Origin of the sequence: Pseudomonas sp. KB-10, from assembly GCF_018221585.1 — a bacterium.
Lineage (GTDB): Bacteria > Pseudomonadota > Gammaproteobacteria > Pseudomonadales > Pseudomonadaceae > Aquipseudomonas > Aquipseudomonas yangonensis.
On record NZ_QYYB01000002.1, the window covers coordinates 200,204 to 213,919 of the forward strand.

9 protein-coding genes and 1 pseudogene are annotated in these 13,716 nt (G+C 62.2%); 2 read left to right on the top strand and 8 right to left on the bottom strand.

The window, feature by feature from the left end; genetic code table 11:
* The first annotated feature begins 393 nt into the window (after positions 1–393).
* Positions 394–1,617 (top strand): serine/threonine transporter SstT, encoded by a 1,224-nt coding sequence (gene sstT / locus DXK50_RS05935; RefSeq protein ID WP_161865545.1) that lies wholly within the window; start codon positions 394–396, stop codon positions 1,615–1,617.
* 135 nt (positions 1,618–1,752) lie between these two features.
* Positions 1,753–2,520, top strand: a complete 768-nt coding sequence (locus DXK50_RS05940) for an ATP-binding cassette domain-containing protein (RefSeq protein ID WP_212629668.1) — start codon at positions 1,753–1,755, stop codon at positions 2,518–2,520.
* Positions 2,521–2,530: 10 nt separating this feature from the next.
* Here the strand turns inward: DXK50_RS05940 and fhuF are convergent, their stop codons facing one another.
* The 8 genes and pseudogenes from fhuF to DXK50_RS05980 form a co-directional block, all read right to left on the bottom strand.
* Positions 2,531–3,274, bottom strand: coding sequence for a siderophore-iron reductase FhuF (gene fhuF / locus DXK50_RS05945; RefSeq protein WP_212629669.1), 744 nt, complete (start codon positions 3,272–3,274; stop codon positions 2,531–2,533).
* Positions 3,275–3,295: 21 nt separating this feature from the next.
* Positions 3,296–3,442, bottom strand: a pseudogene (locus DXK50_RS05950) (GNAT family N-acetyltransferase); the annotation flags it as partial.
* Between the two features lie 88 nt (positions 3,443–3,530).
* Positions 3,531–4,445: an iron-siderophore ABC transporter substrate-binding protein gene (locus tag DXK50_RS05955; protein ID WP_212629670.1), complete on the bottom strand. Its 915-nt coding sequence runs from the start codon at positions 4,443–4,445 to the stop codon at positions 3,531–3,533.
* 10 nt (positions 4,446–4,455) lie between these two features.
* On the bottom strand, positions 4,456–6,492 hold the full coding sequence (fhuB, locus tag DXK50_RS05960) for a Fe(3+)-hydroxamate ABC transporter permease FhuB (protein WP_212629671.1): 2,037 nt from the start codon (positions 6,490–6,492) through the stop codon (positions 4,456–4,458).
* 70 nt (positions 6,493–6,562) lie between these two features.
* On the bottom strand, positions 6,563–8,764 hold the full coding sequence (locus DXK50_RS05965) for a TonB-dependent siderophore receptor (RefSeq protein ID WP_212629672.1): 2,202 nt from the start codon (positions 8,762–8,764) through the stop codon (positions 6,563–6,565).
* Between the two features lie 558 nt (positions 8,765–9,322).
* A complete protein-coding gene (locus DXK50_RS05970; RefSeq protein WP_212629673.1) occupies positions 9,323–10,999 on the bottom strand; it encodes a multidrug ABC transporter permease/ATP-binding protein in 1,677 nt (558 codons plus the stop codon).
* A complete protein-coding gene (locus DXK50_RS05975; RefSeq protein WP_249186702.1) occupies positions 11,000–11,518 on the bottom strand; it encodes a sigma-70 family RNA polymerase sigma factor in 519 nt (172 codons plus the stop codon).
* 94 nt (positions 11,519–11,612) lie between these two features.
* Positions 11,613–13,700 (bottom strand): TonB-dependent receptor, encoded by a 2,088-nt coding sequence (locus DXK50_RS05980; RefSeq protein ID WP_212629674.1) that lies wholly within the window; start codon positions 13,698–13,700, stop codon positions 11,613–11,615.
* Positions 13,701–13,716: the final 16 nt, after the last annotated feature.

The following is a 13,716-nucleotide window of genomic DNA, read 5'->3' on the forward strand; positions in this document are numbered from 1 at the left end:
TGAATTACTCACCAAACAGTTCGACTGTCAGCTCGCTTCGCTTAGGATGCTCAATAGCGGTGGCGATGGTACAGCGTAGCGTCAATTCCCCGGGCGTCTCGAATGCCCCGGAATCCCAGGGTATGGCTACAACTCGCGCCCAGACCATGCCTCCGGGCCTAGCGCGATAGTCTGATTCGCTTATGCAATATCTGGCGCGGTCAAGCTTACCGAGATGCGACACCGGCTTGCACCCTGTCGTCCAGATGTTCCTTCCGTGACTCGAAGCCTGGCAAGGCTGTGCTAGAGTCGCGCGCTATTTTTTCGGCAGGCCTTTCACTGTCTTCGCTGAAAAACCTCTCGAACCAGGCACGACGCCACTTGCAACGCGCCCAGCAACCAGAGAACAACGCGATGTCCCAAGCCATCCACCCTGTCCTGCAGCTCCTCAACCGCACCAGCCTGGTGACGCAGATCATCATCGGCCTGCTCGCAGGTATAGCCCTTGCCGTTATTGCCCCGCAGGCAGCACTGTCCGTCGGCTTCATCGGTAACGTGTTCGTCTCGGCGCTCAAGGCGGTCGCTCCGGTGCTGGTATTCATCCTGGTGATGTCGTCCATCGCCAACCACCAGCAAGGCCAGCAGACCCATATCCGCCCGATCCTGCTGATGTACCTGATCGGCACCTTCAGCGCCGCGCTGGTGGCGGTGGTTGCGAGCTTCGCCTTTCCGTCGTCGCTGGTGCTGAGCAGCCAAGCCGCAGAGCTGACCCCGCCCGGAGGAATCGGCGAGGTACTCAAGACGCTGCTGATGAATGTGGTCGACAACCCGGTCAACGCCCTGCTGCGCGGCAACTTCATCGGCATCCTGGCTTGGGCCATCGGCCTCGGCTTCGCCTTCCGCCACGCCAGCGCCGGCAGCAAGCAGCTGCTCGGCGACCTGGCCAACGGCGTGACCGCCATCGTCAAGCTGGTGATTCGCCTGGCGCCGCTGGGCATCTTCGGCCTGGTCGCGGCGACCCTTGCCGAGTCCGGCTTCGACGCCCTGCTCGGCTACCTGCACCTGCTGGTGGTGCTGGTCGGCTGCATGCTGCTGGTAGCGCTGCTGATCAACCCTGCGCTGGTCTATTGGAAGCTGCGCCGCAACCCTTACCCGCTGGTGTTCACCTGCCTGCGCGAGAGCGGCATCACCGCCTTCTTCACCCGCAGCTCGGCCGCCAACATTCCGGTCAACCTGCAGCTGTGCCAGCGCCTGGGCCTGCACGAGGAAACCTATTCGGTCTCCATCCCGCTGGGCGCCACCATCAACATGGCCGGCGCGGCGATCACCATCACCGTACTGACCATGGCCGCGGTGCATACCCTGGGCATCGCCGTCGACCTGCCCACCGCCCTGCTGCTGAGCGTGCTGGCCTCGATCAGTGCCTGCGGCGCCTCGGGCGTGGCCGGCGGCTCGCTGCTGTTGATCCCGCTGGCCTGCAGCCTGTTCGGCATCCCCAACGACGTCGCCATGCAGATCGTCGCCATCGGCTTCATCATCGGCATCGTTCAGGATTCGGCGGAGACCGCGCTGAACTCCTCTACCGACGCCCTGTTCACCGCCGCCGCATGCATGGCGGAAGAACAGCGTCAGGCCTGATGACAAAGGACAGAAGGCTTGCATGAAGTGCAGGCCTTCTGCTCTCCGGACGGCAGATTCCGGCAAGGCAAAATTGATAACGATTAGCGTTTGAATTAGATTGACGCCCTTCGCACACCGACCGCGGACGGCTTCATGTTCGAATTGCAAAGCGTCAGTTTCAGCATTCCTGAACGCACCCTGCTGCATCCCCTGAACCTGCACATCGATGCCGGGCGCATGGTCGGCCTGATCGGTCATAACGGTTCAGGCAAGTCCACCCTGATCAAACTGCTTGCCCGCCAGCAGTCGCCCAGCAGCGGCCAGATCCTGCTCGACGGCAAACCGGTGCCAGCGTGGGGTCAGCGCGACTTCGCTCGTCAGGTGGCCTACCTGCCGCAGCACTTGCCGCAGACCGAGGGTCTTACCGTACGCGAGCTGGTGGGCTTTGGCCGGTATCCCTGGCATGGCGCCCTTGGCCGTCTGGGCAGTGAAGACCGCGCGCACATCGAGCGCGCCCTGGACCTGACCGACACCGGCATGTTTGCCGATCGTCTGGTGGATCATCTGTCCGGTGGCGAGCGCCAGCGTGTCTGGCTGGCCATGCTGCTGGCGCAGAACACCCGCTACCTGCTGCTCGACGAACCCACCTCGGCGCTGGACATCGCCCACCAGGTGGAAGTCCTCTCACGGGTTCACGACCTCAGCCGCGAGCTGGGCCTCGGCGTGCTGGTGGTGCTGCACGACATCAATATGGCCGCGCGTTACTGCGACCACCTGCTGGCCCTGCACAGCGGTCGTCTACTGGCGCAAGGCAGCCCGACCGAGCTAATGCATGGCGAAACCCTGGAGCGCATCTACGGCGTGCCGATGGGGGTGATGGCCAATCCGGTGGACGGCTCGCCGATCAGCTACCTGCACTGACCGGCACGCCTCAGGAGGCCGAACCGACCGCCTGCGCCGGGGGCTCGTCGAGCAGCGGGCAGTTCTCGCACAGTTCGAGTTCGGGCAGCAGATAGCGAATGCAGCACACCCGCCGCTGTCGCCACGGCAGCGCCGCGCCCTGCAGCTCGACATAACGCACCGGCTGATACAGCAGATTGCGTCTCCCATCAGGCAGCATGGCCGCTTGCAGGAGGCTGAAACCGTCAGTCAGCAATGGCGCCGGCAGGACCTTGCCCAGCGCCGTCAGAATCCACTCGAAATAGTTGCCTGCATTGCTCCAGAGCACCTTGGGCGCGACCTTCACCTGCGCGGTGAAGGCCTGGATCAGGGGTGCCAGATGTTCGTGCTGGAGATGGGCGAAACGCTCGAACGGATCGCCAGGGGCGAACGGCTGCCCCGCATCGCGCAGCTTGAACGCCTGTGGCAGATGCTCCTCATCGAGCACCACCTCGATGTCATCGAGGTTTAGCGGCAGGCGCCGGTTCAGCACCAGCGCGGCGGCCGCCACCGGCGGGATCAGGCGCACGAAATAATACTTCGACCACTGCGACAGCAGCGCGCGGCGGTCACCGCCCGGATATGCCTCGCCGAAGCGCGCCAGCAGCGCCGGCAGCCCTTCGGCGCTGAGCAGTTCGCGTAGCGGCACCGAGGACCGTGGATCATCGCGCAACACCAGTGTGTCCCGATAGGACGAAAAATCGCCGATGAACAGCGGCGCCAGTGCCTCAATCACGCTGAGCGATTCCCGATACGTTCAACACAGTGCCCCGCTATCAAAAAAGCGCTCGCGACCGATCGCCATCAGCGCGGCGCGCTTGTGAGGGAAATCGAACTCCTTTTCCCGGTAGTAACCCAGCGTTTGCATATAGGCGATCATCTTCGCATTGTCGGCGCGCGGTTCGCGCCGCCCTGATCGTCGGTTAAATAGCAGAACATCAATAGTTGATCATCAGCAAGGATCAATCCAGATAGCGAGCCGGGGGCAAAATTCAACGATTCATCGCCTCGATGGCCTCGCGCACCTGGGTCGCGATAGCGGCTGTCGAGCGTGGGCCACCAAAGGTCCAGTACGGCGTGGCAAGAAAGGCGTAACGCTGCTGCTGGGCGACCGGCAGGGCCTTCCACAAAGGGCTGGCGAAGAACGGCGCCCGCTCCTGCCCACCGATGAACAGCACGCGCAGCCCCTCCTCGCTAGCGACGCTGCGCATATCGATGCGCCGGTGCAGGCTGTGTGCAGAACTTAGCGTCCAGGGCGAGCGCACCTCCAGGCGGTTCATCAGGCTGCCGATCAGCGTCTGCTGGTTGAGGGCGATGAAACTGCCCTGCTGCACCAGCGGATAGAGCACGGCAACCGGCTCGCCCTGCAGGCCTCGCTCACGAACGGACTGACGCGCTGCTTCCACTGCCAGCTGACCGTCGCGGATCACTGCAGCAGCCTGCTCCTGGCGCCCGGTCAGACGCCCGAGATGCTCCAGCATGGCCTCGCCGATGGCCACGCCGTCATAGCCTGCCGATGCCAGCGACACCTGATAGATGAGGGTCGGTGCCAGGCCATCGAGACGCTCGAACAACGGCAGGTGCAGGTAGGCCACACCGACGATCAGATCCGGCTTGAGCCGGGCGATGGCCTCCAGATTGGGTTGCTGCGCGCTGCCCAGCGCCACACTGCGCTCGAGCAGGTCGTTGCCGATGCCGATGTAACGGCGATAGCTGGCCAGGTTGGCGACGCCGACCGGCTCTATCCCCAGCGACACCAGCAGCTCGGTACTCAGCTCATCGAGGCTGACGATCCGCTGTGGCGCGCCTCCAACGCCGGCCGACTGTCGGGCCACCAGTTGCGCATCGGCCGCCCAGGCACCCTGTGCCAGACAGAGCAGCAATGCCCCAAAGAAAAGACGCAGCATCGCCACCGCACTAGCTCCTTTTGTCACTGAAATAGACACGGCTGAGCAACAGCAGGAACAACGGCGCACCGATGGCGGCCGTGGCGATTCCCAGCGGGATGTCCAGCGGTGCCAGCAGCACGCGCCCGAGCAAGTCAGCCGAGGCCAGCAGGGTCGCGCCCAACAGCGGCGCCGCCACCAAGCGTTGGCGAGCGCGATGAAAGCCCAGCAAACGCACGCCATGTGGCACCAGCAAGCCGATGAACGCCACCGGGCCGACCACCGCCACAGCCGCTGCAATCAATGCACTGGCCAGCACGATCAGCAACACGCGCCTGCTCGGCACCGACAGTCCGAGGCTGCCGGCTACACCATCGCCCAGCTGCAGCAGATCCATCCAGCGCATGGTCGCCGCGCACAGCGCCAGGCCGATCACCAACCAGGGCAGCATGGCCTGCAGATCACTCCAGGTTCGCCCATAACTGCTGCCCACCATCCAGATCAGCGCCTGGGCGATATTGCTGGTGAACTGCGCCATCAGCAGGCTCACCACGGCAAGCACCACGCCGCTAATGGCAAAGCCGGTGAGCGTTACGCGCAGCGGCTCCAGGCCGTGACGCAGGTTGAGGCCGATGACGATCACCAGCGCCAGGCCGGCGCCCAGCCAGGCCAGCGGGAACCGCCAGGCAACGGCCAGCTCGGGCATGAAGATCAGGGCCAGCAGCACCACCAGCGCTGCCATCTGGCTCACCCCGAGAATTTCCGGGCCGGCCAGCGGGTTGCGTGTCACCGCCTGCAACAGCATCCCGGCAGTTGCCAGCAGCGCGCCAGCGGCCATGTCCACCAGCAGGCGCGGCAGGCGCAAATCGAGCAACGTCATGGCCATGGGCTCGCCGCTCCAGACCCGTTGCCAGAACACCCAGACACCCGACTCCCCCTGCGCCGTGCCCGCTACCAGCAGCGCCAGGCAGATCAGCACCGCGAGCACGACGAACGACCACAAGGGCAAGCGCATGGCCCGGCTCTCGCCCGGCATGCTCGCAGTGACCGCCGCCACCGGCGCGCTGCGCCCGTAACGCAGCAGTAAGAGGATCGCCAGCGAACCGAGAATGGCCGACAGCACCCCCAGCGGCAATTGGATCCAGGGCTCTACCGCAGCTACCAGCGCATCGGCGAGTAACGTAAGCAGTGCGCCCCATATCGCGCACAAGGGGATCAGTCGAGAAGGCCGAACCACAGCGAAGGCAAAGCGCAACAGGTTCGGCGTGATAAGCCCGATGAAGCCCAGCGGCCCGGCCAGATGAATGGCCAGCGCCGCCAGCAGGCTGCCGAGGACGATGCTCAGCCCTTTCAGCCAGGCCGGCGAGAGCCCCAGCGAGCGCATCTGCCCGTCGCCCAGCACCGCCAGGTTCATCGGCCGCATCAGCACCAGCAGAGCCAGTGCAATCAGCGGCAACAGATACAGCACCGGATGCATCGCGCCCCAGCCCAACTGCTGCAGCGAACCGGTGTTCCACAGCGACACCACCATCGCGGCCTGGTCGTTGAGGCTGAGAAACAGTGCGATCAGCGCGGCGAAGGTCTGCGCCACTGCCACTCCGGCCAGGGTCAGGCGCAGCGGCGAGGTGTTCCAGCCGCCGGCCATGAGGAAGGTGAACAAGGCCGCCAGCAGGCCGCCGACAAAGATCAGCGGCAAACCCAGCGAGCCAGGCAGAAGCATGCCGAGGATCACGCCCAGTTGCGCCCCGGCGGTGATGCCGAGCAGATCCGGCGACACCAGCGGGTTGCGCGTGATCAGCTGCATGATCGCCCCGGAAACGCCCAGGCAGGCGCCCACCAGTACTCCGGCAAAGGCACGGGGCAGTTGCGTCCACCAAAGCAACAGGCCGTCGAGCGAAGGCTGCGACGACAGCGGCGCCAGCCAGGCCTCGGTCGTTGGCCAAGGATGGCGTAATACGCCCTGCCAAAGCAGCATGGCCAGCAGCAGCGCCAGACCCAGCAGCGCGAGGCCAGCGTGACCGAACCCACGTACAGCGGCGGGCTGGCCGGGGCGGCTCAAACTCGTCATCCGTTGTCCTTACTTATGCAAAAAGGCGAAGGGTTGCCCCCTCGCCTTGGTTTGCCCACTCGGTTGCCGCTTACCAGCGCAGCGACACGGTACCGAGGAAGGTGCGTTCATCGCCCCAGTAGCAGCGTCCGGCATTGTTGCAACCTGCTACGTACTCTTTATCGAAGAGGTTCTTGGCGTTGAGATCGACCGACCAGTTCTCGTCGATGTCATAGCCGATAGCGGCATCGACCAGGGTGACGTCGCCGGTATCCAAACGGCCATAGGAGACGACAGCGGGGTTGGTACCGGGCGGGTTGGTGTAAGCGAAGGTACTGTCGAAATGACGCACACCACCACCCAGACGCAGACCACGCAGGGCCCCATCGAGGAAGCGGTAGTTGGCCCAGACCGATGCCTGGTTGCGCGGTACGCCGGTCATCTGATTGCCTTCGAGCAGTGAGCCCGGCGCATCCTTGGTGACACGTGCATCGGTGTAGGTGTAGGCAGCCGTGATATTCAGATTGGCGCTGATATCACTGCTGACCTCCAGCTCGACGCCCTTGGAGCGGCTCTCACCAACCTGACGGTAATCATTGATCCCCGCCTCGAAATAAACGTCATTCTCCTTACGCAGGTCGAATACAGCGGCAGTGAACATGGTGTTCCAGCCCTTTGGCTCGTACTTCAGACCCACCTCGTACTGCTCGGCGGTGATTGGGTCCAGAGGACCGTTGGTGGCGGAGGTTTCCTGCACCGGTACGAAAGCCGTGGAGTAACTGAAGTAGGGCGACAGACCGTTTTCGAACTGGTACATCACACCGCCCTGCCAGGTCCCCTTGTGATCGCTGAAATCAAGATCGGAGGCCGGCGCCAGTTTGTTGCGGTACTCGTTGTCGACCGAGTCGAAACGACCACCGAGCAGAAAAATCCAGTTCTCATACTTGCTCTGCAACTGGCTGTAGACGCCAGTCATCTTCTGCTCAAGCAAGGTATTGCCTTGAGCAATCGGAGTGGTCGGTTCACCCACCACGCCCCAGGCCGGATTGTAGTAATCAATCAGCGGGATGACACCGACGTCCTGATTCTGATTGAAGGAAGTGCGGTCGAAGGCCAGCCCCATCAGCAGGGTGTGCTGTAGAGCTCCCGTGGCAAATTTGCCCTCCAGCTGATTATCCAGCGAGTAGGTCATGGACTTGTTGTAACGATCACGTGCCAGGTTGGTGCCCACAGTACTGCTGTAATTGGCACTGGACAAACTGCTGCTCGGCCAGACTTCGTTGCGCTGGATACGCGACTGCATATAGCGCGAGTTCTGGCGGAACTGCCAATCGTCGTTGAAGCGGTGAGTGTACTCGTAGCCCAGCGTCCAGACTTCGCGATCGAAGTCGTCCCAGTCCGGGTGACCCACAAGGGTGTCCTTGTCCAGCTTACCGTTGGGGTTGGGTAGCAGCGTACCGGCAGCCGGCAAGCCCAGCTGAATCTTAGTGCGATCCTTCTGGTAGTTGGCCAGCAAGGTCAAACTGTTGTAATCGTCAAAATTCAAGGTCAGCGACGGCGCGACGTAGATACGGTCATCTTGTACGTGGTCGACCGCAGTGTCGGCATTACGCCCCAACAACACCACGCGCCCCAGCACATTGCCGCTATCGCTCAATGGGCCCGAAACATCTACGCCAAGTTGACGGCGGTTGTTGGAGCCATAACTGAGCTGTACTTCGCCCTGCGAAGCAGCGGTCGGGCGCTTGCTGACCAGGTTGACCAGACCACCCGGTGCGTTCTCGCCATAGAGGATCGAGGTCGGCCCGCGAAACACTTCCACCCGTTCCAGACCATAAGGCTCGCTGGTGGTGTCGTAGCGGTTGCCTTGCACACGCAGACCGTCGCGCAGCAGGCCATAGCCGTAGTCGGTGGCATTGAAACCACGGATAAAGAAGTAGTCACCCGCCAGGCCGTCGCCCACGGCGAATGGTGGCGCGAAGATTCCTGGCACATAGCCCAGCACATCGGTGAGGCTCTGCGATTTCTGGTCTTCGATACGCTTGCGGGTCACTACCGACACCGAACGCGGCGTTTCCGACAGCGGCGTGCTGGTTTTGCTGGCGGTCAGGCTTTTCTCGGCCTTGTAGCCGTAGTCCGGGCCTTGCGGACGGTCCAGCTCGCCGGTGACCGTCTGTGACGGCAGCGTCACCTGGTCATCTTGCGCCTGAACCGTTCCATGGCATGTGGCAGCAATCACCACGGCCAGACACTTCAGTTGAAAACGTCCAGCACCCTGCACTGCTTTCGACATCATCTTCTCCCCCGATACCGCCAGCCAATCCGCTGGCCTGTCAAAAAATCGCTCGCTAGCCTAACCAATACCAGAATGAAACTAAATAGTAATTTTTATCATTTAGATAGCAATTCGACACAGTACTGCCATCATGGAAAGAGGGTACGCTCTGCGATGGATTGACTAGGCAACCGCTGAATGGTCGTCCTACCCGCTCGAGTGGCAACCAGCCAGCATAAACTCGGCGCCGGTATGATCAACGGTGGCAGCTGCCGCAAACGCTGGAGTTGCGGCCGCCGACCTCCAGGATCGGGCCCCGACGCGGGCACTGCCGCTGAACGGCTAAGGTCAGCGCGCGGTTGTGCGATGCATGCGATGGCGCCCGGCGTGCCCTGCGGACCGACCAAAGCTCCTAGACACCTATAGAGGAAGACTTGCGCTCGCCGAGGCGGCACTTGGTCTCGCAGAGCGAACTTTCGTTAGGCAATGTTTAGAGCGATTTCCTGCGGAATATGAAATCACTCCGCAAAAACGGCTGCACCCGCATGATGCGGGCGCAGCGCGGGCAATCGGCATTCAGGAACGGGCGGCGCCACCAATCTCCAGCAGTGCGTTGCGACTGGCCCGGGCGCGATGCTCGCCCTGCAGTTCGTGGAGCTGCCCACCATCCATCTTCAGCAGGCGGTCGGCCTGGTCGAAGTAGTGATCGTCGTGGCTGATGGCGAATACGGTCTTGCCAGCGGCCTTCAACTGAGGCAACAGCTCGCGGTAGAACACCTGTCGGAACAGCGGATCCTGGTCGGCGGCCCATTCGTCGAGCAGCAGGACGTCGCGCGCTTCGAGCAACGCCAGGAGCAAGGCCAGACGCTTGCGCTGACCGGCGGACAGACGTGTATCACGCAGGCGCCCCGCCGCCACCTGCACCTTGTGGCGGATGTGCAAGCTGCCCAGCCAGTGATCGAGTTCCTCATCCGACGCCGCCACGCCGCGTGGGCCAAGCAGCTGCGAGAACAGGTGATAGTCGGTGAACACCGATGCGAACAGCTGGCGGTAGGCCGGCCACTCCTGCGGCCCGAGCACCCGGCCATCGACACGGATCTCGCCGCGCTGCGGGATGTACAGGCCCGTCAGCAGACGCGCCAGAGTCGACTTGCCGCTGCCGTTGCCGCCGACCAGAAACACCGTTTCGCCGCGCTCAAGGCGCAGACTGACCGGGCCTACGTCGAAGCCGGGCTCGCCGTCCTGTGCCGGATAGCGGTACTCCACCTCATGCAGTTCCAGCACCTGCCACTGTCCGCTCAAGGGGTCAGCTGGATGCTCGAACGCCTCCACATGCGGTGCCAGCGCCAGCGACTCGACCTTGTCCAGCGCCACGCGCCCGGCGATCTGCGTCGGAATCGCCGCCACCGCCGAAACCAATGGCGTGCGCATGAACAGAATGGTCAGCGCATAGGTCGAGGCCACCGCTGTGGAGGCCCAACCCAGGCCGTTGGCCAGGTAGAACACCAGGCCGATGGTGCCCAGCACCATGATGTTGGCCCAGTTGCTGGCCAGGCCGTGGTAACGGTCTGCCAGCGTCACGTGATCGCGATAGGCGCGCGCGCTGAGGTCGAACTCGTCCTCGTACAGGCGCTGCGCGCGGTCGCGGTTGAGGGTCAGCTCCTTGCGCCCGTCGATCACCGCCTGGTAGTCGCCGTAGAGACGATCCTCGGACTCACGCAGCATGCGCAGGTGATGATTGAGGCGCCCGACCAGTAGCCAGCCTACGCCGAGGGTGAAACTCATCCACAGCAATGTGGTGACGAACAGCCCCGGCGACAGCCAGGCCAGATAGGCGAACGCCGCCAGCGTCAGCACGCCGCCGTAGATCAGTTCGGGCAGATGGACGAAGGCCAGGGTGATATTGCGGATGTCGCTGGACAGGCTGGCGATGATGTTGGAGCCACCGATGATCTCCAGACGCTCGATGCTGGTGTCCAGCACCCGCTTCACCAACGCGCGGCGCAGGCGATAGACGAAGCGATGGCCCAGCGCCGTCAGCGACAGTTGCGCCGCCGAGGCCAGCACCAGCAGCAAGGCCAGCAATGCGACGAACTGCCCCAGCGCTACCCCCGGATTGCTCGCCGGGGTGAGCATGCGCTGATTGATGAAGGCAATCACCGCCACGCTGAGCAATGCGCTGCCCAGGCTGAGCCCCAGCACCAGCGCGATGGACCAGCGATATTCGTGGAAAACCAGACGCAGCAGCTTCATTCAGAACCTCTTGGCCAGGGGGCAGTTGCGCGAGCACTGCCCGTCGAGTCGAACACGGCAATGCCCTAGGGTATCGCGCAGAATCAGATTGATGAGCGCCGGCGAGGTACCCAGCCGCGTCGCCACCTCGCGCTGGGTGAGGCCATCGAGCTGACTGAGGGTGAATACCCGGCGCATGCGCGGGGTCAGCTCGGCCAGCGCATCGAGCAACTGGCGCACCGCCTGCTGCCCACCTACGGTCTGCTCTGGGGAAATTTCCGAAGGCTGCAGGTCGGCCAGCTCAGCGGCCGCACCGTAGCGCTGTTCCAGTTGCAGGCGGCGCAGATGATCGATGGCCAGATTACGCACCAGGCGCGTCAGATACCGCTCGGGCGACTCGACCCGAGACAGCTTGAGACCGCCCTCCCACAATTTGAGAAAGGCATCCTGCAGCACATCCTCGGCCCTGCTGCGACAGCCCAGTACGCGCGTCGCCAGGTTAAGCAGCCCATGACGCTGCGCCTGATAGGCACTCAGCAACGCCTTGCGGTCGATGACCGCAGCAGGCTGCTCGTAGGCAGGTGCACTGGCTGCAAAAGACCAGTCCGTTTAAATGGCCACCGCCCGGCAACATCTAGAAGTCGTAACGAGCCGCCACACCCAGGGTCATCGGCGCACCGACGTCGAGCAGGCTGTCGCTCTGGTTATTGGTGATGTATTGCTCATCGAACAGGTTGTGAACATAACCGCTGAGCGTCAGATTACCGATTGGCAACTCGGCATTGAGATTCACCAGCGTGACGCTGTCGTTACGACGTACCTTGGTTATTTCACGAGCGCCGTTGGCATCGAAGTTGGAGATGCTTCGCCCTTGGTAGATGACGTCACCACCGATCATCAGGCCGTTATCGAAGGTGTAGTTGGCGCCCACGTTGGCCATCTTCTTCGGGGCGTAGACGAACTCATAGCCGCTGAGATCCACGCCATCTCGGACGAAGGACTTGTACTTGGTATCGTTGTAGGCGAAACCGGCATTGAGCAACAGTTGCGAGGTCACCAGATACTCTGCGGAAAATTCCAGACCGATCATGCGGCTGTCGGCAGCGTTGGATACCTGAGTGGTGCCATCGGCGATATTACGGAACGATACCTGCTGGTCTTTCCAGGTGGTGTGGTAGAGATTGGCAGTCGTGCGCAAACGGCGATCCAGCCAGTTGCCACGCCAGGCCAACTCGTAGGTGCTGGTGAACTCGGGGTCATAACTATCATGACGGGCGCGGCTACGAATGTTCACACCACCGCTGCGATAACCACGCTGCCACGTCAGACCGAGCACTTGGTTCTCGGTGAGATCATGGCTGATACCGATCTTCGGCAGTAGCACGCTGGAGCTGATGTCTTCATCTACGGTAGGGTCTGTAACGGAAACCACACGGATCGGATAGTTGATCTTGGTGTTGTTCTTTTCGTGATCCCAACGCAATCCGGTAATCAATTGCCAGTCGTCCACGAACTCCCAGTTGAGTTCACCGAACAAGGCTTGGCTCCTGATATTGATCTCGCCCTTCTGGTTCAGCAGCACCGTTCCGTTGTTGACCAGTTGATCGTCGATCTCGCCCTTGGAACGTCCCAGATAGGCACCTACTACACCATCTACACGATCCGAGACGTAGCCCAGGCGAAACTCCTGACTGCCCAAGCTCTGATCATGATGACGAGGAGCGGTCTGGGTGGGGTTGTCGGCGGTAGTGCGATCGAAGTCGAGAATGGAATCGTACTTCGACCAGGTTCCGGAGGTAACGCTGGTCAGAGTCCAAAAATCATCCAGGCGGTAGTCCAGCTTGGCCGTAGCGGTATTCTGGTTCAGCGTATTGTAGGTCTCGGTATTCTCGTAAACGCTGTAGTAATCGGGTCTACCGTTAGTCGCCGCCGTTGCATTGAGGCCACTACGCTGCTTGGTACGAGCAAAGGTCAGCAGCAAATCCATGTCGTCGGACGGCAAAATGAGGAACTTGCCGCGAATGTTGGACGAGCGCAGCTGGTTGGCGTCCATGTCCAGGAATTCGTTTTCGATATAGCCATCGGAGGTCTGGTAATCGACAGCCAGACGGCCCGCGACGAGGCCGTCAATCAGGGTGCCGTTGGCCATGGCCGAAGCACCACGCTCTCCGTACTTACCAGCATTGCTTCTCACCGAAAACTCGGGATCGAAGGTCGGATCTTTGCTCTTCATGATGATGGCGCCAGCCAGGGAGTTACGTCCCTGAGTGGTCGACTGAGCACCACGATAGATTTCCACCTGCTCCATGTCCCAGAGCTGAATGGGGTTGTGGGTGAGCAGCCTGTTGACCTGTAGCGCATCATCGACATACACCGAGACCGCGCCATTCATGGCAGCCGGCCCCTGATCATCGAATCCACTCACCGGAATACCGCGAATCCCCCAGTTCTCGTTACCCGACTGGGCGTAGACGCCCGGAGTGCGATCCAGCACGCCCTGAAGATCTTGATCTCCGTGGCTGCGAATATCCTCGGCAGTCACGACGGCGACACTGGAGAGTGTCCTGTCCTGGCTGCGCTGGATCTTCTCGCCAGTAACCACCACTTCCTTTAACTCAAGCGCCTTCTCTGCACCGGGTTCTTCAGCTGCCATCGCCGCAGTCACAGCCATCAGACTGGACGCGACAGCCAATGCCAACGTGTTCTTCTTGAATATGATCATCGAGCCCTGGTTCTCA

Bases quoted from the DNA above. Each gene is read 5' to 3' on its own strand.
- DXK50_RS05955 (WP_212629670.1), bottom strand. From the start codon at position 4,445: ATGCTGCGTCTTTTCTTTGGGGCATTGCTGCTCTGTCTGGCACAGGGT.
- DXK50_RS05980 (WP_212629674.1), bottom strand. From the start codon at position 13,700: ATGATCATATTCAAGAAGAACACGTTGGCATTGGCTGTCGCGTCCAGT.
- DXK50_RS05940 (WP_212629668.1), top strand. From the start codon at position 1,753: ATGTTCGAATTGCAAAGCGTCAGTTTCAGCATTCCTGAACGCACCCTG.
- DXK50_RS05965 (WP_212629672.1), bottom strand. From the start codon at position 8,764: ATGTCGAAAGCAGTGCAGGGTGCTGGACGTTTTCAACTGAAGTGTCTG.
- sstT (WP_161865545.1), top strand. From the start codon at position 394: ATGTCCCAAGCCATCCACCCTGTCCTGCAGCTCCTCAACCGCACCAGC.
- DXK50_RS05970 (WP_212629673.1), bottom strand. From the start codon at position 10,999: ATGAAGCTGCTGCGTCTGGTTTTCCACGAATATCGCTGGTCCATCGCG.
- fhuB (WP_212629671.1), bottom strand. From the start codon at position 6,492: ATGACGAGTTTGAGCCGCCCCGGCCAGCCCGCCGCTGTACGTGGGTTC.